This is a genomic window from Micromonospora sp. AMSO1212t (assembly GCF_008868145.1).
Classification (GTDB): domain Bacteria; phylum Actinomycetota; class Actinomycetes; order Mycobacteriales; family Micromonosporaceae; genus Micromonospora; species Micromonospora tulbaghiae.
The window spans coordinates 25518-49042 of record NZ_WBKS01000022.1 but is presented as its reverse complement, the minus strand read 5'-3'; the positions used below and the strand labels follow the sequence as shown (position 1 = coordinate 49042).

The 23525-nt window shown below is 73.6% G+C and carries 20 protein-coding genes; 3 read left to right on the top strand and 17 right to left on the bottom strand.

Features of this window, described 5'->3' with window-relative positions:
- Positions 1–35: 35 nt before the first annotated feature.
- From F8279_RS09035 to ligA, 7 genes are all read right to left on the bottom strand, one after another.
- Positions 36–2393, bottom strand: a complete 2358-nt coding sequence (locus F8279_RS09035; protein WP_151499652.1) for a pyruvate dehydrogenase — start codon at positions 2391–2393, stop codon at positions 36–38.
- 96 nt (positions 2394–2489) lie between these two features.
- Entirely contained in the window at positions 2490–3983 is a 1494-nt protein-coding gene (gene gatB / locus F8279_RS09030) for an Asp-tRNA(Asn)/Glu-tRNA(Gln) amidotransferase subunit GatB (protein ID WP_151499651.1), read from the bottom strand.
- A gap of 97 nt (positions 3984–4080) precedes the next feature.
- On the bottom strand, positions 4081–5256 hold the full coding sequence (locus F8279_RS09025; RefSeq protein ID WP_151499650.1) for a putative Ig domain-containing protein: 1176 nt from the start codon (positions 5254–5256) through the stop codon (positions 4081–4083).
- Positions 5257–5489: 233 nt separating this feature from the next.
- Positions 5490–6965 (bottom strand): Asp-tRNA(Asn)/Glu-tRNA(Gln) amidotransferase subunit GatA, encoded by a 1476-nt coding sequence (gene gatA, locus F8279_RS09020; RefSeq protein ID WP_151499649.1) that lies wholly within the window; start codon positions 6963–6965, stop codon positions 5490–5492.
- Positions 6962–7267, bottom strand: coding sequence for an Asp-tRNA(Asn)/Glu-tRNA(Gln) amidotransferase subunit GatC (gatC, locus tag F8279_RS09015; protein ID WP_013284468.1), 306 nt, complete (start codon positions 7265–7267; stop codon positions 6962–6964). Before gatC ends, gatA begins: the two co-directional genes overlap by 4 nt.
- A 105-nt stretch (positions 7268–7372) precedes the next feature.
- Complete coding sequence (locus tag F8279_RS09010; RefSeq protein WP_091419292.1) at positions 7373–9946, bottom strand: bifunctional diguanylate cyclase/phosphodiesterase; 2574 nt, start codon at positions 9944–9946, stop codon at positions 7373–7375.
- Positions 9947–10097: 151 nt separating this feature from the next.
- Entirely contained in the window at positions 10098–12233 is a 2136-nt protein-coding gene (gene ligA / locus F8279_RS09005; RefSeq protein ID WP_192580660.1) for an NAD-dependent DNA ligase LigA, read from the bottom strand.
- A gap of 200 nt (positions 12234–12433) precedes the next feature.
- Here ligA and F8279_RS09000 point away from each other — a divergent pair, with 200 nt between their 5' ends.
- Positions 12434–13069, top strand: a complete 636-nt coding sequence (locus F8279_RS09000) for a type II toxin-antitoxin system PemK/MazF family toxin (protein ID WP_151499647.1) — start codon at positions 12434–12436, stop codon at positions 13067–13069.
- A gap of 66 nt (positions 13070–13135) precedes the next feature.
- On the opposite strand, the gene F8279_RS08995 is transcribed toward F8279_RS09000, so the two are convergent.
- From F8279_RS08995 to F8279_RS08965, 7 genes are all read right to left on the bottom strand, one after another.
- Positions 13136–14170, bottom strand: coding sequence for an ADP-ribosylglycohydrolase family protein (locus tag F8279_RS08995; protein ID WP_192580661.1), 1035 nt, complete (start codon positions 14168–14170; stop codon positions 13136–13138).
- 29 nt (positions 14171–14199) lie between these two features.
- Positions 14200–14568 carry a VOC family protein gene (locus F8279_RS08990; RefSeq protein ID WP_192580659.1) on the bottom strand — a complete coding sequence of 123 codons (369 nt, stop codon included), beginning with the start codon at positions 14566–14568 and terminating at the stop codon, positions 14200–14202.
- Between the two features lie 36 nt (positions 14569–14604).
- Positions 14605–15609 carry a methionine synthase gene (locus F8279_RS08985; RefSeq protein WP_151499644.1) on the bottom strand — a complete coding sequence of 335 codons (1005 nt, stop codon included), beginning with the start codon at positions 15607–15609 and terminating at the stop codon, positions 14605–14607.
- Between the two features lie 30 nt (positions 15610–15639).
- A complete protein-coding gene (mnmA, locus tag F8279_RS08980) occupies positions 15640–16716 on the bottom strand; it encodes a tRNA 2-thiouridine(34) synthase MnmA (protein WP_151499643.1) in 1077 nt (358 codons plus the stop codon).
- A 37-nt stretch (positions 16717–16753) separates the two neighbouring features.
- Positions 16754–17929 carry a cysteine desulfurase family protein gene (locus tag F8279_RS08975; protein ID WP_151499642.1) on the bottom strand — a complete coding sequence of 392 codons (1176 nt, stop codon included), beginning with the start codon at positions 17927–17929 and terminating at the stop codon, positions 16754–16756.
- 97 nt (positions 17930–18026) lie between these two features.
- Entirely contained in the window at positions 18027–18692 is a 666-nt protein-coding gene (locus F8279_RS08970) for a class F sortase (RefSeq protein ID WP_151499641.1), read from the bottom strand.
- Complete coding sequence (locus tag F8279_RS08965; RefSeq protein ID WP_151499640.1) at positions 18689–19522, bottom strand: DUF4397 domain-containing protein; 834 nt, start codon at positions 19520–19522, stop codon at positions 18689–18691. The genes F8279_RS08970 and F8279_RS08965 overlap by 4 nt, the downstream gene beginning before the upstream one ends.
- A gap of 239 nt (positions 19523–19761) precedes the next feature.
- Here F8279_RS08965 and F8279_RS08960 point away from each other — a divergent pair, with 239 nt between their 5' ends.
- A complete protein-coding gene (locus F8279_RS08960; RefSeq protein WP_091419265.1) occupies positions 19762–20367 on the top strand; it encodes an RNA polymerase sigma factor in 606 nt (201 codons plus the stop codon).
- Entirely contained in the window at positions 20321–21094 is a 774-nt protein-coding gene (locus F8279_RS08955) for an anti-sigma factor (protein ID WP_151499639.1), read from the top strand. The genes F8279_RS08960 and F8279_RS08955 overlap by 47 nt, the downstream gene beginning before the upstream one ends.
- Positions 21095–21191: 97 nt before the next feature.
- Here the strand turns inward: F8279_RS08955 and F8279_RS08950 are convergent, their stop codons facing one another.
- The 3 genes from F8279_RS08950 to F8279_RS08940 form a co-directional block, all read right to left on the bottom strand.
- Positions 21192–22151: an electron transfer flavoprotein subunit alpha/FixB family protein gene (locus F8279_RS08950; protein WP_013474293.1), complete on the bottom strand. Its 960-nt coding sequence runs from the start codon at positions 22149–22151 to the stop codon at positions 21192–21194.
- A gap of 12 nt (positions 22152–22163) precedes the next feature.
- Positions 22164–22943: an electron transfer flavoprotein subunit beta/FixA family protein gene (locus F8279_RS08945; RefSeq protein ID WP_091419259.1), complete on the bottom strand. Its 780-nt coding sequence runs from the start codon at positions 22941–22943 to the stop codon at positions 22164–22166.
- Between the two features lie 177 nt (positions 22944–23120).
- Positions 23121–23525 carry a hypothetical protein gene (locus tag F8279_RS08940; RefSeq protein ID WP_151499638.1) on the bottom strand — a complete coding sequence of 135 codons (405 nt, stop codon included), beginning with the start codon at positions 23523–23525 and terminating at the stop codon, positions 23121–23123.

Sequence of the window (23525 nt, the reverse complement as noted above, 5' to 3'; positions counted from 1 at the left end):
CCTTGACACGATGCGCTCAGCGCAACGGAGAAGCCTCAGCGCAGCGCGATCGCGGCCAGCGCGGCGTTGACGATGCTGCCGGGCAGCAGGTCGTGCAGCTCGTACAGCTCCCGGACGCTGCCGGACTGGCCGAACTCGTCCACGCCGAGCGGCACCGCCGGGGCGCCGACCGCCGAGCCGAGCCACGCCATCGCGTGCGAGGCCGCGTCGTGCACGGTGACCACCGGCACCCGGTCGGCGAACGCCGACCGCAGCGCGCCGGGCACGCTCGGCACGGTCGCGGTCCGCACGCCCTGACGCAGCGTCCGCTGCCACGCGCGGTAGAGCCGGTCCAGGCTGGTCACGTCGACCACGTGCGCGGCCACGCCCTCCTCCGCCAGCTCCGCGGCGGCCGCGAGCACCTCCGGCAGCACCGCGCCGGAGGCGGCGAGCTGCACGACCGGGGCATCAGCCAGATCGGGGTACGCCTGGTGCGCGTCGACGAGCCGGTACGCGCCGGCCACCACCTGCCGCCGCAGCACGGCGTCCCCGAGTCGCGCCCGGGCCGCCTCGAACGGCGCCTGGTCGATCGGCCGGGTGCTGAGGCGGAAGTAGTACGCCCCGTCCTCGGCCGGCGCGGCGGTCGCTGCGGGCGCAGACCCGCCGGCGATCTGCCCGAGCGCGTCGCAGAGCAGCCAGTCGAGGCTGCCGGCGTACGCGGGCTCCAGGAACGTCACCCCTGGCAGCTCCAGGCCGACCGAGGCGGTGATCGTGGACTGGTGTGCCCCGCCCTCGGGGGCCAGCGTGATGCCCGACGGGGTGCCGGCCACCACGAACCGGGAACCGGAGTACGTGCCGTAGAGGAACGCGTCGAGACCACGCAGCACGAACGGGTCGTAGACGGTTCCGATCGGCAGCAGCGGCTGGCCGGACAGGTCCCACGACAGGCCGAGCTGGCCCAGCAGCAGGAACAGGTTCATCTCCGAGATGCCCAGTTCGATGTGCTGCCCGGCGGGGCTCTCGGTCCACCGCAGCATCCGGTCCTCGGTCCAGGAACGCTGCTCGGTCGGGGCGAAGACCCCCGTCTTGTTGATGAATCCGGCCAGGTTGGTCGAGGTCGCCACGTCCGGCGCGGTGGTCACCAGGTAGGGCGCCACCTGCGGATCGCGGGCCAGGTCGACGAGCACCCGGCCGAAGACCTCCTGGGTGGAGACCGGCTTGTTCGCGCGTACCCGCGTGGTCTCCGGAACGGTGACGCCCAGCGCCCGCTCGCGCGGCGGGCGGGACAGCGCCTCCCGGCGTTCGCCGGCCCGGATGCCGGCCGGGGACGCCGGGTCGAGGCGGTCCCACTCGGTCTCGGCGGTGAGGCCCTGCGCGGCGCGCAGCACGTCGACCTGTTCGGTGGTGAGCAGCGCCGAGTGGTTGCGCGGGTTGCCGGCGATCGGCAGGCCCCAGCCCTTCACGGTGTACGCGAAGACCACGCTGGGCCGGTCGGTGACCGCGTCGCACTGGGCGTACGCGTCGAGCATGGCCTGTGCGTCGTGCCCGCCCAGGTCGGTGACGAGCGGGCCCAGCTCGTCGTCGCCGATGTCGGCGACGATGGCGGCCACCTCGGCCGGCGCGCCGTCCAGGAACTGCTTGCGCAGCGCCGGCCCGGCCAGCCCGAACAGCGACTGGTACTGCTCGTTCGGCATCCGGTCGATCCAGTCGCGCAGCGCCTCGCCGCCCGGCCGGGCGTACGCCTCGGCGAGCTTGCGGCCGTACTTGACCTCCACGACGTGCCAGCCGCCGGCCTCGAACTGGCCGCGCCACTGGTTGATCCGGATGCCGGGTACGACCCGGTCCAGCGACTGGCGGTTGAAGTCGACGAGCCACATCACGTTGCCCAGCCCGGTGGTGGCCGGGTCGGCGACCGCCTCCCAGATGTTGCCCTCGTCCAGCTCGGCGTCGCCGAGAATGGCGACGAACCGGGAGTGCGGGCGCGGGCCGAAGTGCGCGTCGACGTAGCGGCGGGTGACGGCGGCGAACAGCGGCGCGGCGGCGCCCAGGCCGACCGAGCCGGTGGAGAAGTCCACCTCGTCCGGGTCCTTGGTGCGCGAGGGGTACGACTGGAGCCCGCCGCGCGCCCGCAGCTTCGGCAGGTACGACTTGTCGAGGTTGCCGAGCAGGTACTGGATCGCGTGGAACACCGGCGAGGCGTGCGGCTTCACCGCGACCCGGTCCTCGGCGTCCAGGTGGTGGAACCAGAGCGCGGTCATCGCGGTGACCAGGGAGGCGCTGGACGCCTGGTGGCCGCCGACCTTGACCCCGTCACCGGTGTCGCGGTCGTGGTTGGCCGCGTCGACGATGCGGGTGGCGAGCCAGAGCACCCGGCGCTGGATCTCGTCGAGGACGTCGAGGTCGTGCTGGTTCACGGTGACTCCATCCGGGCGTCGCCGTTGACGCCCTCTGCGGGGTGAGGAGCGGACGAAGGGCCCCTCCCCTGCCGGGAAAGGGCCCACACGACCGGGTCAGGCGCCGAGTCGCGCCAGGATCAGCTCGCGGACGGTCTTCGCGTCCGCCTGGCCGCGGGTGGTCTTCATGACCGCGCCGACGAGCGCGCCGGCCGCCGCGACCTTGCCGCTGCGGATCTTGTCGGCGACGTCCGGGTTGGCGGCGATCGCCTCGTCCACGGCGGCGGTGAGCGCGCCGGTGTCCGACACGACCTCCAGGTTGCGGTTGGTCATGATCTCGGTCGGCGAGCCCTCGCCGGCCACCACGCCCTCCAGCACGGTACGGGCCAGCTTGTCGTTGAGCTTGCCGGCGTCGACCAGACCCTGGAGCTCGGCGACCTGGGCCGGGGTCGCGCCCACGTCGGCCAGCTCCCCGCCGGTCTCGTTGGCGCGGCGGGACAGCTCGCCCAGCCACCACTTGCGGGCGGCGGCCGGGGTGGCGCCCGCGGCCACAGTCGCCTCGATCAGCTCGACCGCGCCGGCGTTGACCACCGACTGCATGTCGAGGTCGGACAGGCCCCAGTCCTGCTGGATCCGCTTGCGGCGCAGCCGCGGCAGCTCCGGCAGGGCGGCCTTCAGCTCGGCCACCCACGCGGTGTCCGGGGCCAGCGGCACCAGGTCCGGCTCCGGGAAGTACCGGTAGTCGGTGGCGGTCTCCTTGGACCGGCCCGACGTGGTGTCGCCGGTGTCCTCGTGGAAGTGCCGGGTCTCCTGGGTGATCCGGCCGCCCGCCTCCAGCACCGACGCCTGGCGCAGCATCTCCGAGCGGACCGCCCGCTCGACCGAGCGCAGCGAGTTGACGTTCTTCGTCTCGGTGCGGGTGCCCCACTCCTCACCCGGCCGGTTCAGCGACGTGTTGACGTCGCAGCGCAGCGAGCCCTCCTCCATCCGCACGTCGGAGACGCCGAGCGAGCGGATCACGTCACGCAGCTCGGCGACGTACGCGCGGGCGACCTCGGGCGCGAGCGCGCCGGTGCCGGGGATGGGCTTGGTGACGATCTCGACGAGCGGGATGCCGGCCCGGTTGTAGTCGACGAGCGACTCGGTGGCGCCGTGGATCCGGCCGGTGGCGCCGCCGACGTGCAGCGTCTTGCCGGTGTCCTCCTCCAGGTGCACCCGCTCGATGCCGATGCGCACCATCTCGCCGTTGACCTCGACGTCCAGGTAGCCGTCGAAGCACAGCGGCTCGTCGTACTGGCTGATCTGGAAGTTCTTCGGCATGTCCGGGTAGAAGTAGTTCTTCCGGGCGAACCGGCACCATTCGGCGATCGAACAGTTCAGCGCCAGCCCGATCCGGATGGTCGCCTCGATGGCGGCCTTGTTCGCCACCGGCAGCGAGCCGGGCAGGCCGAGGCAGACCGGGCAGACCCGGGTGTTCGGCTCGCCGCCGAAGTCGGTCGGGCAGCCGCACCACATCTTGGTGTTCGTGCCCAGCTCGACGTGGGTCTCCAGGCCGATCACCGGTTCGAAGCGCGCGACGACCTCGTCGTACGCGGGCAGCGTCGTGGTCATGAGAACTCCAGCTTTGCAGGCGGTAGCCGGCCCACGGCGGCATCCGGACACAACGCCGCCAAGCCTACCGCTCCGCCTACCCGGCCTCGGCCGGGCGTCACTCGGGCGTGGTGAAGCTCCGCCGACGGTTGTAGGCCAGCACGAGCAGGATGCCGCCGACGGAGAAGGCCACGACGCTCAACAGCAGCAGTACGAGCGGCGAACCCGGTCCGGTGATCGGCAGCCACGCGCCACTCACCTTCGACGGCGAGGGCGTCGGCTGGGGCGCCGCGGTGCTGCTCTCCGACGGCGTGCCGGCCGGATCGCTCGGCGTCGGCGTGGCCGTCGGGTCTGCCGGGGTGGGCGTGGCCGTCGGGTCGGCCGGGGTCGCCGTAGGGGTGCTCGGGGCCGGGGCGGCGACGGTCAGCGACACCTGCTTCGTGGCGCTGGTGCTGTACCCCTTCGCCGCGACGGTGAAGGTGAACGTGCCGGCGCTGCCGGGGGTGCCGCTGAGCCGGCCCTTCTCGTCGAGGGTCAGGCCGTCCGGCAGGGCCCCGGCGGCCAGGGCGAACGCGATGTCCGAGTCACCGTCGGCGGTGAACCGGAACGAGTACGGCTTGCCGACGGTGGCGGCTGACGGTTCGCCGGAGGTGAACGCGGTCGCCGCCGCGGCGACGACGACTGTGGCGTTCTGCTCGTCGAAGCGGTCGTTCTTGTCGGTCATCCGCAGCGTGAACGTGTACGTGCCGGGGGTGGTCGGCGCGCCCCCGAGCGAGTTCCCCACCACGAGCATGCCCGGCGGCAGAGCGCCCGAGGCCACCGACAACCGGTACGGCCCGGAGCCACCGGTCGCCTCGACGGTGTGGATCGCGTACACCCGCCCGAGGTACATGGGTGACCGGGGCTTGCCCGACGTGATGACGACCTTCGGTTCGCGTACCTCGATGGTCGCCGTCTGCTCGTCGAAGAGGTCGTTCTGGTCAGTCATCCGCAGCGTGAAGGTGTAGGTGCCAGGCGTCGTGGGGGCGCCCCCGAGCGAGTTCCCCACCACGAGCATGCCCGGCGGCAGAGCGCCCGAGGCCACCGACAACCGGTACGGCCCGGAGCCACCGGTCGCCTCGACGGTGTGGATCGCGTAGACCTGCCCGATGTCCATGACCGACCGGGGCTTGCCCGAGGTGATGGTGACGGTCTCGGTGGCGGCGGTGGCCGGTTGCGCGGCGGCGGGTTGCGCGGCGCCCAGCAGCAATGCGGCAACCAGCGTCAGGGCCATGACCGGGCGAAGTGTCCCCATCGCACATCCAGCTCTCGGTCGGAACCGCTCGCGTCCGCCAGCGGGCCACAGTCCAGTCGATCCAGCAGACTCGCAGTTTATTCGACCAGTGCCAGTCACCCCGGGCAATCCACTGATCGGTGATCACCGTGTCGCCGCGACGACAGCCGCGCCCGGCGCGGTCGTGGTGACCGCACCGGGCGCGGGACGTCTCCCGGTACGGAGGCGGGCGACCCTCCTCCGTACCGGCGGGTTCAGAGCGTCGGCGGGGTGAGCGTGCCGACGGCGCTCTCCAGCGCGGCGGCGACCCGGTACATCCGGTCGTCGGCCATGGTCGGCGCCATGATCTGGAAGCCGACCGGGAGCCCGTCGGACAGGCCGCACGGCACCGAGATGGCCGGGCCGCCGTACAGGTTCGTCGGGATGGTGAACAGGTCGGCCAGGTACATCTGGTACGGGTCGGCGGTGCGCGACCCGATCGGGAACGCCACGAACGGCGTGGTCGGCGAGATCAGCGCGTCGACCTGCTCGAACGCGCTGGTGAAGTCCCGCGTGATCAGCGTGCGGACCTTCTGCGCCTGGCCGTAGTAGGCGTCGTAGTAACCCGACGAGAGCGCGTACGTGCCGATCATGATGCGCCGCTTGACCTCGGGGCCGAAGCCGGCCTCGCGGGTCAGCGACATGACCTCCTCCAGCGACCGGTTGCCGTCGTCGCCGACCCGTAGGCCGAACCGGACGCCGTCGAACCGGGCCAGGTTGGAGGAGCACTCGCTCGGCGCGATCAGGTAGTAGGCCGGCAGCGCGTACTTGAAGTGCGGGCAGGAGATCTCGACGATCTCGGCGCCCAGCTTCGCCAGCGCCTCGACCGACTCGCGGAACGCGGCCATCACGCCCGGCTCCGCGCCCTCACCGGTGAACTCGGTGACCACGCCGAGTTTCACGCCGGTCAGGTCGCCGGTCGCGCCGCGCCGCGCCGCGGCCACCACGTCCGGCACCGGGGCCGGGATCGAGGTGGAGTCGCGCGGGTCGTGACCGCCGATCACCTCGTGCAGCAACGCGGCGTCGAGCACGGTACGCGCGCACGGGCCGGGCGTGTCCAGCGACGAGGAGAACGCGACCAGGCCGTAGCGGGAGGTGCCGCCGTAGGTGGGCTTCGCGCCGACGGTGCCGGTGACCGCGCCGGGCTGGCGGATCGAGCCGCCGGTGTCCGAGCCGATCGACAGCGGCGCCTCGTACGCGGCCAGCGCCGCCGCGCTGCCACCGCCGGAGCCGCCCGGGATCCGCTCCAGGTCCCACGGGTTGCGGGTCGGCCCGTACGCCGAGTACTCGGTGGAGGAGCCCATCGCGAACTCGTCCATGTTCGTCTTGCCGAGCATCACCGTGCCGGCGGCGCGCAGCCGCTCGACGATGGTCGAGTCGTACGGCGGGCGCCAGCCCTCCAGGATCTTCGACCCGACAGTGGTCGGCACGCCCTTCGTGGTGAGGACGTCCTTCACCGCGACCGGCACACCGGCGAGCGGGCCCAGCTCCTCACCGGCGGCGCGACGCTCGTCCACGGCACGCGCGGCCGTCAGCGCCCCCTCGGTGTCGACGTGCAGGAACGCGTGCACCCGGCCGTCGACGGCGCCGATGCGGTCCAGGTGGGCCTGGGTGACCTCGACCGCGGAGGTCTCGCCGCTCGCCACCAGTCCGGCGATCTCAACGGCGGTCAGCTTGCTCAGGTCGGTCATGAGGCCACATCCTCGTCCAGGATCCGCGGGACGCGGAACCGCTGCTCCTCGGCGTCGGGGGCGCCCGACAGCGCCTCCTGCGGGGTCAGGCCCGGCCGCACCACGTCCTCGCGGAGCACGTTCGTCAGCGGCACGGAGTGGGACGTCGGCGGGATGTCCGCCGCGGCGACCTCGCCGACCTGCGCGACCGACTGGAGGATCACATCCAGCTGGCCGGCGAAGGTGTCCAGTTCCTCCTCCGTGACGGCGAGCCGCGACAGTCGCGCGAGGTGCGCGACCTCCTCGCGGGAGATGGCGGCCATCAGTGCCCCCTTCGTGGCTGTCCTGAGACGTCTGCGGTGGGCCGGCCGCGCGTACGGGCGTGCTCGATGACGCGCGGTGACCGGAGCGAGTCTATTGTCCCGCCGTCACGACGACGCCTTCGACTCCCCCTCCGGAGCCGGACCGCTGCGGCTCCCCGCCTCCGCGGGGCGCACCGGACGGTAGCGGGACAGCCAGGCCACCAGATCCTCGGCGGGCATCGGCCGGGCGTGGAACCAGCCCTGCGCCACGTCGCACCCGGCGGCGTGCAGCATCCGCCAGGTGCGCTCGTCCTCCACGCCCTCGGCCACCACCCGCAGCCCGAGCGCGCCGGCCAGTTCGATCATCGAGCGGACGATCGCCGCGTCGTCCGGGTCCTCGGCCATCCCGAGGACGAACGACCTGTCCACCTTCACCTCGGACAGCGGGAGCCGGCGCAGGTGTTGCAGCGACGAGTAGCCGGTGCCGAAGTCGTCGAGCGCGATGCCGACGCCGATCCGGTGCAACTGGGTGATGCTGGCGAGCACCCGCCGCGGGTCGGCCATCAGCGCGCCCTCGGTGATCTCCACCTGGAGGCGCTCCGGCGGCACGCCGTACCGGGTCAGCCGGTCGGCGATCTGGTCGGCGATCTCCCCGGTGTGCAGGTCACGGACACTGACGTTGAGCGCGGCACGCAACGTGAGCCCGGCCGCCGACCACTTGGCGAGCTGCTCCACCACGTCGTCCACCACGCGGCGGGTGAGCAGCCGCATCACCGCGCTCTGCTCGGCGACCTGGATCAGCTCGCCCGGGTCGACCATGCCCCGGCGCGGATGCCGCCAGCGCAGCAGCGCCTCGACGCCCACCACCTCGCCGGTGGCGATGGCGATCTGCGGCTGGTAGTACATGGTGATCTCGCCCGGGTGTCCGGACTGGTCCTCGGGCTCGGCGGCCGCGCTGCCGTCGGCGGTCGGCCCGATGACGCCCGGCGCACCGGTGCTGACGGCGACCTGCGCATCGTGCGCGGCGCCGGTCGCGTCGGCACGATCCGGCGCGGCTTCCCCGCCGCCGACCACGAGCGGCGCCACCACCGGCCCGGCGGCGCCACCGGGGGCGGCCCGGCGGCGGATCGGGTCGGCGCCGGTGAGGATGCGCTCGATCAGGTCGTCCCCGTGCTGTTCCTGCGCGTGCTCCCGGCGGCGCCGCAGCCACCGGTTCGACCCGTCGCCGGACCGTCCCCCGCCCGCGCGCCCGCCGCCCCGGCCTCCGTCGCGCGCCGGGCGCTGGTTGCGCGACGGCCGCTCGGCCCGGGCCGGGCGCACGCCTGGCAGCGCCGCCTCCAGCGTCGCGCCGTCACCCCCGCGTACGCCCACCGTCTCCCCGGCCGAGGCGGACGGGCCCGATTCCAGCACCCGGCGCAGGTCGGCCAGCAGGCTCAGCCGCTCGGCCGAGTTGTGGTCGGACTCCGGCGCGTAGACCGCCACCGTGTCGTTGCGGTGCTTCGCGTCGTACATGGCCACGTCGGCGTGACGCATCAGGGTGGCGAAGTCCTCGCCGTGGTCGGGGTAGAGCGCGATGCCGATGGCGCCGCCCACGTCCAGCGGCAGGCCGTCGAGCGGCACCGGCTCGGCGAGCGCGGCGACCACCCGGTCGGCCCGCTCGCGGGCCTGGTCGATGTCGGTGAGCCGGGGTACGACGATGGCGAACTCGTCGCCGCCGAGCCGCGCCACCATGTCACCGCCGTCCACAGCGCCCATCAGCCGGGCGCTCACCTCGACCAGCAGGCGGTCACCCACCGCGTGCCCGAGCGCGTCGTTGACGTGCTTGAACCGGTCGAGGTCGAGCAGCAGCAGCGCCAGGTGCGCGTCCGGCGCGCCCCGGGCGGCCCGGTCGCCGTGCAGGTGCACCTGCTCGGCCACCTCGGTCAGCAGCGCCTTGCGGTTGGGCAGCCCGGTGAGCGGGTCCACGTCGGCGAGCTGTTCCCGTTCGGCGGAGAGCCGGGCCATCCGGTAGACCGCGAACAGCGGCACCAGCACCAGCGGGATCAGCGCCGCGCTGGCCCGGGCGGCGGCCACCAGCACCGGCGCCAGCAGCAGCAGCGAACCGGTGGCGAGCAGCTCGTAGGCCAGGCCGCTGCGGACGCTGGGCCACCAGCGGTCGCCGAAGCGCAACCGGACCGCCGAGCTGACCAGCCCGTAGTTGACCACGAACCAGGCGACCGTCGCGCCGCCCACCGCCGCCACGTCGGTCCAGTGCAGCCGGCCGCCGTCGAACAGTTCACCCGGGCCGAGCCGGGTGGCCGCGTACGCGGCGGCGAGCGCGCACGCGTACTGCGCCGCGTTGAAGCCGGTGCGCCAGGGGGCGTACCCGAGCCGCCAGCCGCTGACCGCGACCGCCACGGCCTGCACCGCGACGGCCGGGCCGAAGCCCCAGCCGAGCAGGATGGCGAAGGTGAAGCAGGTCGACGGGAACACCGCCGACGTCTGCCGCCGGCCGGGCGGGACGAACGGGCGGGCGTCGCAGGCGACGGCGAGCGCCGCCATGGTCCAGAACGCGGCCGGCAGCTCACTCCACCTGTCGGCGAGCGCGACGAGCGGCCCGGCCGAGACCGCCAGGGCGACCACGCCGATCGCGCCGACGAAGCCGAAGAACGGCCCGCTCCGCCCAGGCGGGACGGAGTTGCGCGGGTCGCCGGTCTCCATCGCACCTCCCGGGGAACGTCCTGGCGCGCGCCGTCACGCGTCGTACGCCAATGAAACGCCCTCCGAGGCGACTTCCCCGACACGACAGTCACGAATCGGTCGTAGTCGTAATTAACTTGGTATCCGCCGGACGGAAGCTGTGACCAGCCTGTCAGTCCTCCACCCGGGCCACCGCGCGGGCCGCCTCCGGGCCGGAGTCCAGCAGGACGCGGAATCCGTCCTCGTCGAGGATCGGCAGTTTCAGGGTGGCGGCCTTGTCGGCCTTGGAGCCGGGATTGTCGCCGACCACCACGAAACCCGTCTTCTTGGAGACCGAGCCGGTCACCTTGCCGCCCCGGGCCTGGATCGCCTCGGCCGCCTGGTCACGGCTGAACCCGCTCAGCGTGCCGGTGACCACCACAGTGACGCCGTCGAGCGGTCGCGGCCCCTCGTCGGCGGCCTCCTCGGCCATCCGTACGCCCGCCTCGGCCCACTTGCGCACCACGTCGCGGTGCCAGTCGACGGCGAACCACTCCTTGACGCTCGCCGCGATGGTCGGGCCGACGCCGTCCACCGAGGACAGCTCCGCCTCACCGGCGGCCTCGATCGCGGCGACCGAGCGGAAGTGCCGGGCGAGCGCCTGGGCGGCGGTCGGGCCGACGTGCCGGATGGACAGTGCCACCAGCACCCGCCACAGGTCGCGTTCCTTGGCCTCGGCGAGGTTGTCGAGCAGCTTGGTGGCGTTGCTGCCCAGGCTGCCGTCCTTGTTGACGAAGAACGGCGACCGGCTCAACTGCTCGGCGTCGAGCTGGAACAGGTCGCCCTCGTTCGTGATGATCTGCGCGTCCAGCAGCGCCGCCGCGCCCTTCTCGCCGAGCACCTCGATGTCGAGCACCTTGCGACTGGCCAGGTAGAAGACGCGCTCACGGATCTGACCGGGACAGGCCCGCCCGTTGGGGCAGCGGATGTCGACGTCGCTCTCCTTGGCCGGCGCGAGCGGCGTGCCGCAGGCCGGGCAGGTGGTCGGCATGACGAACGGGCGGGCGTCGGCCGGGCGCAGCTCGACCACCGGGCCGAGCACCTCGGGGATCACGTCGCCGGCCTTGCGCAGCACCACCGTGTCGCCGATGAGCACACCCTTGCGCTCGACCTCGCGGGCGTTGTGCAGCGTCGCCAGCGCGACTGTGGAACCGGCCACCCGGACCGGTTCGAGGACCGCGAACGGGGTGACCCGGCCGGTGCGCCCGACGTTGACGTCGATGTCGAGCAGCTTGGTGTTGACCTCCTCCGGCGGGTATTTGAAGGCGATCGCCCAGCGGGGCGCCCGGCTGGTCGAGCCGAGGCGGCCCTGGATGGAGACCGGGTCGACCTTGACCACCACACCGTCGATCTCGTGCTCGACGTCGTGCCGGTGCTTGCCGTAGTAGGCGATGTATTCCGCGACCCCCGCCAGGTCGTCCACCACCCGCCACCGGTCGCTGGTGGGCAGCCCCCACGCCTTGAGCGCGGCGTACGACTCGGACTGGGCGGCCGGCCGGAACCCGGTACGCGCGCCGATGCCGTGCACCACCAGGCGCAGCGGGCGGGAGGCGGTCACCCGGGGGTCCTTCTGCCGCAGGCTGCCGGCGGCGGCGTTGCGCGGGTTGGCGAAGGGCGCCTTGCCCTGCTCGACCAGGCTCGCGTTCAGGTCGGCGAACGCGGCCACCGGGAAGTAGATCTCGCCGCGCACCTCGATCAGATCCGGCACGTCGGGGAAGTCGTCGGCCGGGGTCAGCCGGGCCGGCACGCCTTTGATGCTGCGCACGTTGGCGGTGACGTCCTCGCCGGTGCGGCCGTCGCCCCGGGTGGCGGCGCGCACCAGCCGGCCCTTCTCGTAGGTCAGGTTGATGGCGAGCCCGTCGACCTTCAGCTCGCACAGGTAGGGCACCGGGCCGCCCGCGTCGCGCTCGACCCGCTCGGACCAGGCGGCCAGCTCCTCGTCGGCGAAGGCGTTGTCGAGCGAGAGCATCCGCTCGGCGTGCGCGACCGGCGTGAAGTCGGTGGAGAAGGTGCCGCCGACCCGCTGGGTCGGCGAGTCGGGGGTGCGCAGTGCCGGGTATTCGGCCTCCAGCGCCTCCAGCTCCCGCAGCTGCCTGTCGAACTCCGCGTCGGTGATGCTCGGCGCGTCGAGCACGTAGTAGCGGTACTGGTGCTCGGTCAGCTCCTGGCTGAGCGTGGCGTGCCGCTCCCGGGCCGCCGGGGTCGGCTCGGCACCCGCCGCCGCGTCCTGGGCCGCGTCGACCGCTGGGGGAACCGCTTCTTCGGACACGCCGCCGCCTTCGGACACCGCTGTCGACCTCCCGTGTTCGTACTACCCGAGAACCGTAGCGGTCGGGGGTGACAGTCGTCCGGCCACCCGCGCCGAGCAGGGCGAACCGTGCACGTCGCGCCACCCGGGCGGCTGGCGCCCGGCCGTGCGACGATCACGTCGGCGGTGCTGGGCGACAACGGTCGGAAGGCGGGCGGCGAATGCGCGACGGGGTGATCTGGGCGCTGGTGATCGTGGCCTGCGTCGCGGCCGGCTGGCTGTGGAACGAGTGGCGCCGCCGGTCGGCCGAACGCGCCGCCGGCACGCGCGACCGGGCCGGTGGACGGCGGCCGGGCACCGGCCGTGGCAGCCGGAGCAGCGGACCGGGCGGCGACCGGACCGGCACCGACCGGCCCGGCGGCGGACGTGGCGACGACCGGCCCGGCGGCGGGCGCCGCAGTGACCGGGCCGGCGGCGGGTCGCGAGGTGAGCGCGTCGGCGGGCCGCCGAGGCCGCGGGGCGCCCGGACCGACCGGGACGAGCCCCAGCCGGGGGAGATCTGGTGGGCCGACGTGCCCTACGCCGACGGAACCGGTTCGAAGGTGCGCCCCTGCCTGGTGCTGCGCGTCGACGGCCGGGACGCCGAGGTGCTCAAGATCACCAGCCAGGACAAGTCGGACCGGGACGACCACCTGCCGATCCCGACGCGGGACTGGGATCCGGACGCCGGCCACGACAGCTACCTGGACGTCAGCGAGCCGATCCCGGTGCCGCTGAGCGCGTTCGCCGACCGGGCCGGCACCTGCGACCCGGCCCTGTGGCGCGGCATCCGCCGCCTCGACCACCTCACCGGCTGAGCCCTCCGCAGCCGGCACCCGGTTCCGCCCACCCCGCGAGCCGGAGCCGGTGCGGCTGTCCGGACCTCAGCGCGCGGGCCGGGCCCCTCCGTCGAAGGCGGTGGCCAGCGCGTCGAGCTGATCGGCGTACTCGATCCGGTCGGCCCATCCGGCGGGCCAGGCGGCCATGCCGTACGCGGCGCCGACGAACGCGCCGGCCAGCGCGGCGATGGAGTCCGAGTCACCGGCCGTGGTGGCACCCCGGGCCAGCGCTCCGACCGGGTCGTCGGTGTGGCGCAGCGCGCAGAGCAGCGCGGTGGCGAGCGCCTCCTCGGCGATCCACCCCTCGCCGGTGAACCGGCACGGGTCACCGCCGTCGTCCGGGCGGTCCAGCGCCGCCTCCAGCCGGCCGAGCACGCGCAGGCAGTCGTCCCAGCCACGGGCGGCGAACTCGGCCGCGCTGGTCTCTCCGGGCCGCTGCCACAGGTCACCGAGCCAGTCGTCCCGGTAGACGGTGCGCTGCTCCCTGGCCCGCTCGGTGAGCAGGCCGGGCAGCTCCGGCAGCGCCGCGCCGTCGCGCAGCAGCCGGATCGCGTACGCGGTCAGCTCGCTGGCCGCCAGACCGGTCGGGTGGCCGTGGGTCAGACCGGCCTGGAGCTGGGCCAGCCCGGCCATCGTGTCCAGGTCGACGTCGAGCAGCCCGACCGGGGTGACCCGCATGTTCGCGCCGCAGCCCTTCGAGCCGGCGACGGTGGCCTCCTGCCAGCGGGCACCCAGGGCCAGCTCGGCGCAGGCCCGCAGGCAGGTCATGCCGGGGGCGCGGTTGTTCTCCGGGCTGACCGACCAGTCGACGAAACGCTGCCGCAGCAGCGGCTCCACCGCCCCGGCCGTGTACGCGGGCGCGTCGTGCAGCGCCCACGCCACGGCCAGCGCCATCTGGGTGTCGTCGGTGACCAGGGCCGGGTCGCCGGTCAGCTCACGCGGACCGGCCGGGCCGTAGCGCCGGACGATCTCGGTGACGGTGAGGAACTCGGTCGGCTTGCCCAGGGCGTCGCCGTAGGCCAGGCCGAACAGCGAACCGGCGGCGCGGCCGGTGGCGGTGGAGGCGGTCACGGTGGCGATCATGCCTCCGCCGCGCAAGTCGCGGAAGATCAGTCCCAGCAGAGGCAGAACGGGTGACCGACCGGGTCGGCGTAGACCCGGAAGCCCTCCCCCTCACCTGGCAGCCGCCGTGCGCCCAGCGCCAGCGCCGCCTTCTCGGCCGCCTCGATGTCGTCGACGGTCACGTCGAGGTGGAACTGCTGCGGCCGGGCCGGGTCGGGCCAGTCGGGGGCGAGCAGGCCGGGCGCCCGCTGGAAGGCCAGCCGCGGCTGGTGCCCGGGTGGGCCACCGAGCACCACCCACTCGTCGCCGTCGGAGTTCTCCTCCACCAGAGGCAGCCCGAGCAGCTCGGAGTAGAAGGCGGCGAGCGCGTGCGGGTCGGGGCAGTCGATCACTGTGGAACGCAGTCGTCCAATCATGCCGGTCATCGTGCCCGACGGGTGCGACGGGAAACGTCAGTCCTCGGCGAGCCGCCGGCCCGCGTCGCGGCAGGCGGTGAGCGCCGCGCGGGCGTACGCCGGGGTGGCGCCGGCCAGGCCGCACGCGGGGGTCACCACCACCTGTTCGGCCAGCCGGCGACGGGGGAAGCCGAGCTGGTCCCAGACGCGCCGGACCCGGTCGGCGACCTCGGCCGACGTCGGCGCCCGGCCGGACGGCGGCGGCAGCGTCGGCGCGGCGCCGGCCAGCAGCCCGAACCCGGCGTCGATCGCCTCGCCGAGCGGGTCGAGGTCGGTGACGAGCGACAGGTCGAGCGCGACGCCCACCGCCCCGGCGGACCGGATCAGCTCCAGCGGCGCGTCCGGCGCGCAACAGTGCACGAGCGCCGGGACGCCGGCCGCCTCGATCACGTCGTGCAGCAGTGCCCGCGCCACCTCGGTCTCCACCGGACGGTAGGTGCCGAAGCCGCTCTCGGTCGGCACCCGGCCGGCCAGCACCGCCGGCAGGGACGGCTCGTCGAGCTGGAGCAGCACCGAGGCGCGGGGCAGCCGCCGGGTCACTGCCTCGACGTGCCCGCGCAGCCCCTCGCCGAGCGAGCCGGCGAGGTCGCGTACCGCGCCCGGGTCGCGCAGCATCCGGCCGCCGATCGGCAGCTCCAGCGCGGCGGCGAGGGTGAACGGGCCGGCGGCCTGGATCTTGACCGGTCCGGCGTACTCCTCGGCCTGCTCGGCGAGCTGGTCGAGGTCGCGGTCCATCAGGTCGCGGGCGCGGCGCAGGTCGCGGCCGGGGCGCGGAGCGATCCGCCAGCGGGCCGCGTACAGCTCGACCGGCAGTTCGACGAGCAGGCCGGCGGTGCGGCCGACGAGGTCCGCGCCCGGCCCCCGGGCGGGCAGCTCGGGCAGGTGCGGCAGGGCGGGCAGCTCGCCGAGCACGATCCGCTGCGCCTCGGCGATGTCGGTGCCGGGCAGCGACCCGATGCCGGTCGCCGCGCCGGTGGGCCAGGGCCATGCCTGCTCAGTCACGGCCGCAGCCTATCCGCTGCCGGTCCGTGGTCAGGCGGCGGTGATGGTGGCGGAGCCGAGGACCACATCTCCGGCCGGGTCCGGCCGGTAGGCCACGATCGCCTGGCCGGCGGCGACACCCCGGACCGGGCGGCGCAGCGACGCGCGCAGTCCGTCGGTGTCGACCTCGACGGCGGCCGGCACCACGTCACCGTGTGCCCGCAGCTGCACCTCGCACTCGACCGGCCCGTCCGGGCGTGGCCCGCCGGTCCACACCGGGCGGGTGGCGCGCACGTCGGAGACCTCCAGCGCCTCGGCCGGGCCGACCGTCACGGTGTTCGTGGTCGGGGTGATGGACAGGACGTAGCGGGGTCGGCCGTCCGGCGCCGGACGGTCCAGGTGCAGGCCGCGCCGCTGCCCGACGGTGTACTGGTAGGCGCCGCTGTGGCTGCCCACCACCGCGCCGGTGAGCGCGTCCACCACCTGGCCCGGGGCCTCGCCGAGCCGCTCGGCCAGGAAGCCGCGGGTGTCGCCGTCGGCGATGAAGCAGATGTCGTGCGAGTCCGGCTTGTCGGCCACCGCGAGGCCGCGCCGGGCGGCCTCCGCGCGTACCTCGGCCTTCGTCGAGTCGCCCAGCGGAAAGATCGACCGGTCGAGCTGCGCGCGGGTCAGCACCGCCAGCACGTACGACTGGTCCTTGGCCGCGTCGACGCTGCGCCGCAGCAGGCCGTCGGCGCCGAGCCGGGCGTGGTGGCCGGTCACCACCGCGTCGAAGCCCAGGGCCACGGCCCGGTCCAGCACCGCCGCGAACTTGATCTTCTCGTTGCAGCGCAGGCAGGGATTCGGGGTACGCCCGGCGGCGTACTCGGCGACGAAGTCGTCCACCACGTCGTCGTGGAACCGGTCGGCCATGTCCCACACGTAGAAGGGGATGCCGAGCACGTCGGCGGCGCGCCGGGCGTCCCGGGAGTCCTCCAGCGTGCAGCAGCCCCGGGCGCCGGTGCGGTACGTCTGCGGGTTACGGGCCAGGGCCAGATGCACGCCCGTCACGTCGTGCCCGGCCTCCACCGCCCGTGCCGCCGCGACGGCGGAGTCCACTCCGCCCGACATCGCCGCCAGAACCCTCACCGGCCCACCCCCCTCGTCCTCACCGAGGGTATCCGGGTCAGCGGGGCGTACGGAGGGCGGCCGCGCGGCGGGCCCGCTCCACCGCGCCCGGCAGCGCGGCGATCAGCGCGTCCACGTCCGCGCCGGTGCTCGTGTGCCCGAGCGTGAAGCGCAGCGAGGAGCGGGCCCGGTCGTCGTCGGCGCCCATCGCCAGCAGCACGTGCGAGGGCTGGGCCACTCCGGCCGAGCAGGCCGACCCGGTCGAGCAGGCGATGCCCTGGGCGTCCAGGAGCAGCAGCAGCGCGTCCCCCTCGCAGCCGGGGAAGGAGAAGTGCGCGTTGCCGGGGAGCCGGTCGGCCGGGTCGCCGTTGAAGATCACCTCGGGGACGGCCTGCCGGACCCGCTCGACCAGCTCGTCGCGGAGCGCGGCGACGCGGGCGGCGTACTCCTGCTGGCCCTTGACCGCGCTCTCGACGGCGACCGCGAACGCGACGATGCCCGCGGTGTCGAGCGTCCCGGAGCGTACGTCGCGCTCCTGGCCGCCGCCGTGCAGCAGCGGGGTGGCCGCCACGTCGCGGCCCAGCAGCAGCGCGCCCACACCGGCCGGGCCGCCGAGCTTGTGCCCGGTCACGGTGAGCGCCGACACGCCGCTGGCGGCAAAGTCGACGGGCACCTGCCCGACCGCCTGGATGGCGTCGGTGTGGAACGGCACCCCGTGCTCGGCGGCGACGGCGGCCAGCTCGGCCACCGGCTGGACGGTGCCCACCTCGTTGTTCGCCCACATGGCGGTGACCACCGCGACGTGCTCGCCGTGCTCGGCCAGCTCGGCGCGCAGTCGCCCCGGATCGAGCCGCCCGGCCGCATCGACCGGAAGCCAGCCGGCCTGCGCGCCCTCGTGCTCGACCAGCCAGTCCACCGCGTCGAGGACGGCGTGGTGCTCGACCGCGCTGGAGACCACCCGGACCCGGTCGGCGCGGGCGGCGCGACGGGCCCAGAAGACGCCCTTCACGGCGAGGTTGTCGCTCTCCGTGCCGCCGCCGGTGAAGATCACCTCGGAGGGGCGGGCACCGAGCGCGGCGGCCACCCGCTCGCGGGACTCCTCCACCCGTCGCCGGGCCCGGCGACCCGCCGCGTGCAGCGACGAGGCGTTGCCGACCTCGCGGGCGACAGCGACGTACGCCTCGAGTGCCTCGTCCAGCATCGGGGTCGTCGCCGCGTGATCAAGGTATGCCATCACGGTTCAGCCTAACGGCCTGCGTACCCGGTGCCGGGGGCCGGACCGCCCCGTCCCACCCGGGGCGGTCCGGCCCGCTCACGCGGGAACGCCACGATCACGCGGGAACGGCCGTGATCACGATGTTGTCCCGGTAGCTGCGGGTCTTCGCGTCGAACGGCCCGCCACAGGTGATCAGCGTGAGGCGGGGTCTGCCGTCGCGCGCGAAGTACCGCTCCAGCGGGATCTTCGACTTCCGGTACTCCTCCCGGGCCACCACCCGGTAGGAGCGCTCGCGACCGTCCGAGCCGGTGGCGGCGAGCTCGTCCCCCTGGCCCAGCTCACGCAGCCGGAAGAACGCCCCCTTGCCCTGCTCGGCGCTGTCCACGTGCCCGGCGATCACCACCGAGCCGGCGCCGGCCTCCAGGCCCGGGCCGTAGCGGTACCAGCCGACCTGGTCCACGCTGGGCGGCACCTCGAACTCGTCGGTGCGCTCGTTGACGCCCACCGGGTTGACGGTGGCGGTGACCCGGATCGGCGGGATGCTCAGCTTCACCGGCGGCACGATCTCGCTGCCGGCCGGCAGCGTGCCCGGGTTCACCGGGACCGAGCCGCCGCCGGTCGCCGAGGGCGCGGGCGTCGGCGTGGCACTCGCCAGGGCGGCCACCTCGTCGCCGCCGACGTCCTCGGCGGGCTCGGATCCGCACGCCACCACACCCGCCAGGGTGAGCGCGGCGGCGCCGGCGGCCATCGCCGCCAGCGCCCCGCGGTTGCGCACCGTCACCGGCGACCGGCCCGGGCGGTTGCCGCCACCCGCGCCCCGCCGCCGACCAGGAGCAGCACGCCGGCCCCGGCCAGCACGTACCACCAGGTGTCCACGCCGGTGCCGGCCTGGCCGCCGGTGCCGCTGGGCACGCCGCCCGGCGCCGAGTGCAGGCCGTTGATGGTCTGGGCGACCACGTTCAGGTTCTTCGCCTCGGCCGAGCCGATCGCGTAGACGATGGTGGCGGTGCCCTCCTTCAGGTTCAGGTCGGCCGGGCCGATGGCGACGGTGTCGGTGCCGGCGAGCACCACGTCCGCCTTCACCGAGCCGGCGGCCACGTCCGCCTTGGCCTCCTTCGGGTTGGTCAGGCCCTCGAAGACCGGCTTGCCGCCGGCCCGCACGTCGACGGCCGGGGCGGCGGCGGTGTGCCGGACGATCAGCCGGGCCTTGCCGGCGCCCACCTTGGACACGTCGTTGACGAACGGGGTGATCTGCGGCTCGCCGGTGGCGCTCAGGTGGGCGGCGAGGCTGATGTTCGCCCCGCCCGGCACCGCGGCGTCGTCCACCTTCAGGATCGCCTTGTCGATCGCCTCGCCGGGCTTGGTCAGGGCGATGTCGTACTCCCCCTCGGGCAGGGTGAGCGGGCCGGCGACGTCGCCGGGCTTGAAGTTGTTCAGCGTCTTCTCGCCGTTGACGTACACGTCGACCGGGGTGTCCGGGATGCCGTGGACCACGGAGACCTTCGACGAGGCGGCGTAGGCCGGGCTCATGGTGGCGGCGCCGACGCCGGCGAAGGTGAGGGCGGCCACCGCGCCGCCCGCGGCGACCCGACGGAACATCGCGTACTGCATTGTCTGCCTCCTGGTGGTTGGTGCTGATTCGTCAGGCCTGGCTTGCAGAACGGGTTACGCCGGCTCCGTCGCCCCCGGATGCGCCCGGATCCGATTTCTTTTTCCCGTCTCCGGGCGCATCCGCCGGACCCTCCAGCGACGAAGGAGAGGTGACGAGGGTCGTGACGACACACCGGGAGAGTGGGGCGAGGGCTGTGGGAGTTACAGTCGGGTATGCCCCACGGAAGGCGAGCCGCCCGGTGACGGCGGCCAGGCAGGGCCCCGAACCGCCGGGCGAGGACGACCTCGCCACCCGGTTCCGCGACGGCGACGAGGCGGCCCTGCGAGAGGCGTACGACCGGTTCGGCCGAGCGGTGCTGCACCTGGCCACCACGACGCTCGTGAACCGCAGCGACGCCGAGGACGTGACCCAGGCGACGTTCGTCGCCGCCTGGCTCGGCCGGGAGACGTTCGACCCGGCGAAAGGCTCACTGGTCGGCTGGCTGCTCGGGATCGGGCGGCGCAAGGTGGTCGACCGGATCCGGGCCGCGGCCCGGGAGACCCGGGTGGTCGAGACGGTGCGGCAACTGCCGGAGCCGGTCTCCACCGGCCCCGACCCGGACACCGTCGTCGACCGGCTGGTGGTCGCCGACGAGCTGGCCCGGCTCCCCGACGAACAACGCCGGATGCTCGAGCTGGCGTTCTACGACGACCTGACACACCAGCAGATCGCGGCGGTGACCGGAGTGCCGCTCGGCACCGTCAAGAGTCACATCAGACGCGGCATGCAGAGCCTGAAACGCAGATGGGAGGTGGACGGTGCAGCACCTGGACCACGACCGGCTGGTCTTTCTGGCGCTCGGTGAGAGCGAGGCGGCTGACGGCGAGGCCACCCATCTAAACACCTGCGACCACTGCCGGGAGGAGATGGAGACGCTCCAGCACGTCGCCGGGCTCGGCGCGGGCACTCAGGGCCTGGCCGACCTGCCCGACCCGCCGGAGCACATCTGGCAGGGCATCGTGGCCGAGATCCGGGCCGCCGAGGAGCTGCCGGCCCTGACCGAGCGGCGCCTGCCACGCCCGGCCGATCCGGTGGAGCCGACCGCCGTACCCGTCGTGGCTCGTCGTCCGCGACGGAGCCGGCGCTGGCCGGCGTGGGCGACCACGGCGGTCACCGCCACCGCCGCCGCGGTGATCGGCGTGGCCGGCACCGCCGCGGTGCTCGGCGGTGGCGGCGGCGAGCCGACCGATCCGCAGCCACCGGTGGTGGCCAGCGCGCCGCTCGCCGCGTTCGGTTCGACGCCGAAGGACGCTTCCGGCGACGCCCGGGTCCTCGGCGACCACCGATTGCATCTGCACGTGACGAATCTCCCGACCGTTCCGGGGTACTACGAGGTCTGGCTGATCGATCCGAACACGATGGAGATGTTCTCCGTGGGCACGCTGAGCAACGGATCAGGGGACGCGCTCCTGCCGATCCCCCCGAACGTCGACCTGCGTACCTACACCGTGGTGGACATCAGCGCGGAGCAGTACGACAACAAGCCCGATCACTCCGGTGACAGCCTCCTGAGGGGCACCCTGACGGGCTGATCGGCGGGCCGGCTCAGCTCCCCGGCCCGCCGATCAGCTCCCTGCGAAGAAAGGCCGCCGCCCGGTGCACCGGGCGGCGGCCTTTTTCACGCGACACTCACTTGCGCTTGCGGATCTCCTCGGCGGCCTGCGGGACGACCTTGAACAGGTCGCCGACCACGCCGTAGTCGGCCAGCTCGAAGATCGGCGCCTCGGCGTCCTTGTTCACCGCGACGATGGTCTTCGAGGTCTGCATGCCGGCCCGGTGCTGGATCGCGCCGGAGATGCCCAGCGCGACGTAGAGCTGCGGGGAGACGGTCTTGCCGGTCTGGCCGACCTGGAACTGGTGCGGGTAGTAACCGGAGTCGACGGCCGCGCGGGACGCGCCGACCGCGCCGCCGAGCAGGTCGGCCATCTCCTCGACCAGCTTGAAGTTGTCGGCGTTGCCGACACCGCGACCGCCGGAGACGACGACCGACGCCTCGGTCAGCTCGGGGCGGGAGCCCTTCTGCTCGGCGACCCGCTCGACGACCTTGGCCAGCTTGTCCGCGTCGGTGACCGACACGGTGAGCTGCTCGACGGCCGGGGTGGCCGCGGCCGGGGCCGGGTTCAGCGAGTTCGGCCGGACGGTGACCAGCGGCAGGCCCTTGGTGACCTTGGACTTGACGATGGTGGAGCCGGCGAACGCGACCTGGGTGGCGGTGCCGTCGGCGGCCAGGCCGACCACGTCGGTCAGGATGCCGTTGTCCAGCTTGACCGCCAGGCGGGCGGCGATCTCCTTGCCCTCCTGGGAGGAGGCGAGCAGCACGGCGGCCGGCTGGACGCGCTTGACCAACTCTGCGACCACGGTCGCCTTGGGGGCCACCAGGTAGCCGTCGATCTCCTCGCCCTCGGCGGCGTAGATCTTCTCCGCGCCGTACTCGCCGAGCTTGGCGCTCAGCGCCTCGGCGGCGCCGGCGCCACCGAGGACGACAGCGCTCGGGGTGCCCAGCTCGCGGGCGAGGGTGAGCATCTCCAGGGTGACCTTCTTGACGCCGAATTCCTTGGTGGCTTCGACGACGACGAGAACCTCAGACATGTCAGTGACCTCTCACACGAACTTCTCGGTGGCGAGGAACTCGACCAGCTTCACGCCGCCCTCGCCCTCGTCGGTGATCTTCTCGCCGCCGGAGCGCGGCGGGCGCTTGGAGTGCTCGACCACGGCGCTGGTGGCGCCGTCGAAGCCCACCTCGGCCGGGGCCACGCCCAGGTCGCCCAGGGAGAGCGTCTGCACCGGCTTCTTCTTGGCGGCCATGATGCCCTTGAAGGACGGGTAGCGCGGCTCGTTGATGGTGTCCCAGACGGAGACCACGGCCGGGGTGGAGGCGGTGACCACCTCGTAGCCCTCCTCGGTCTGCCGCTCGACGGTCAGGTCGGCACCGTCGACGGTGAGCTTGCGCGCGCCGGTCAGGGCGGCCACGCCCAGCCGCTCGGCGATCATGTGCGGCATGACCTGGACCCGGCCGTCGGTCGACTCGGCGCCGCAGATGACCAGGTCGGCGTTGAGCTGACCGAGGGCGGCGGCGAGCACCTTCGAGGTGGCCACCGCGCAGGAGCCGTGCAGGGCGTCGTCGACCACGTGGACGGCCTTGTCCGGGCCCATGGAGAGCGCCTTGCGGATCGACTCGGTCGCCCGGTCCGGACCCATGGTCAGGATGGTGACCTCGCCGCCGTGCGCCTCCTTGATCTTCAACGCCTCCTCGATGGCGTACTCGTCCATCTCGTTGATGACGTTGTTCGCCGAACCGCGGTCGACGGTGTTGTCGTCAGAACGCAGGTTGCGGTCCGCGCCCGAATCGGGCACCTGCTTGACGAGTACGACGATGTTCATCGCGCTTCGACGACCCTCCTGTTTGGTGTAGCGATCACTCGCCCGGTCACGGGCGCAGCCTCCCGCGTGACGCAACGTGGGTCAACCGCGGGCAGCTGTGCACTTCCCCACGAGCGCAATGTTACCCGCAAGTAGCATGGCCACCCCGGCGGGCCGGAGTGACGCAACTCACCACCGTCACGCCGCCTCGGCCAGCGCCTGCCTGATCTTCTCGATCGCCGCCGCCTCGGCCGGCTCGATCCCCCGGTGCGCCTGTGCGACCCGCTCCGCCGCGGCCAGCACCACCGACCGGTACGTCTCGACGTCGTCCGGCGACTTGGCGCGCAGGATCTCCACCGACCGGCCCAGCGCGGGCAGCACCACCGACTCGATCTCCATGGCCGAGTCCCGGGGGAGCTGCGGCAGCGGCCCGGTGGTCAGCGCCTCCTTGACCACGCCCCCCACCTCGGCGAGCGCACCGGAGGCGGCGAAGCTCTCACGCACCATGGCCAGCACCCCCGGCACGGCGTTGGAGACCAGGAACACGGCACCGAACGCGCCGGTCTTCAGGGTGAGCCGCTCGTCCGCCGTCAACCGTTCCAT

What these genes read in the sequence shown, in the direction of transcription:
- gatB (WP_151499651.1), bottom strand. Translation starts at nt 3,983, where the DNA reads ATGACCACGACGCTGCCCGCGTACGACGAGGTCGTCGCGCGCTTCGAA.
- F8279_RS09025 (WP_151499650.1), bottom strand. Translation starts at nt 5,256, where the DNA reads ATGGGGACACTTCGCCCGGTCATGGCCCTGACGCTGGTTGCCGCATTG.
- gatA (WP_151499649.1), bottom strand. Translation starts at nt 6,965, where the DNA reads ATGACCGACCTGAGCAAGCTGACCGCCGTTGAGATCGCCGGACTGGTG.
- gatC (WP_013284468.1), bottom strand. Translation starts at nt 7,267, where the DNA reads ATGGCCGCCATCTCCCGCGAGGAGGTCGCGCACCTCGCGCGACTGTCG.
- F8279_RS09010 (WP_091419292.1), bottom strand. Translation starts at nt 9,946, where the DNA reads ATGGAGACCGGCGACCCGCGCAACTCCGTCCCGCCTGGGCGGAGCGGG.
- F8279_RS09000 (WP_151499647.1), top strand. Translation starts at nt 12,434, where the DNA reads ATGCGCGACGGGGTGATCTGGGCGCTGGTGATCGTGGCCTGCGTCGCG.
- F8279_RS08990 (WP_192580659.1), bottom strand. Translation starts at nt 14,568, where the DNA reads ATGATTGGACGACTGCGTTCCACAGTGATCGACTGCCCCGACCCGCAC.
- F8279_RS08975 (WP_151499642.1), bottom strand. Translation starts at nt 17,929, where the DNA reads ATGGCATACCTTGATCACGCGGCGACGACCCCGATGCTGGACGAGGCA.
- F8279_RS08965 (WP_151499640.1), bottom strand. Translation starts at nt 19,522, where the DNA reads ATGCAGTACGCGATGTTCCGTCGGGTCGCCGCGGGCGGCGCGGTGGCC.
- F8279_RS08950 (WP_013474293.1), bottom strand. Translation starts at nt 22,151, where the DNA reads ATGTCTGAGGTTCTCGTCGTCGTCGAAGCCACCAAGGAATTCGGCGTC.
- F8279_RS08945 (WP_091419259.1), bottom strand. Translation starts at nt 22,943, where the DNA reads ATGAACATCGTCGTACTCGTCAAGCAGGTGCCCGATTCGGGCGCGGAC.
- F8279_RS08940 (WP_151499638.1), bottom strand. Translation starts at nt 23,525, where the DNA reads ATGGAACGGTTGACGGCGGACGAGCGGCTCACCCTGAAGACCGGCGCG.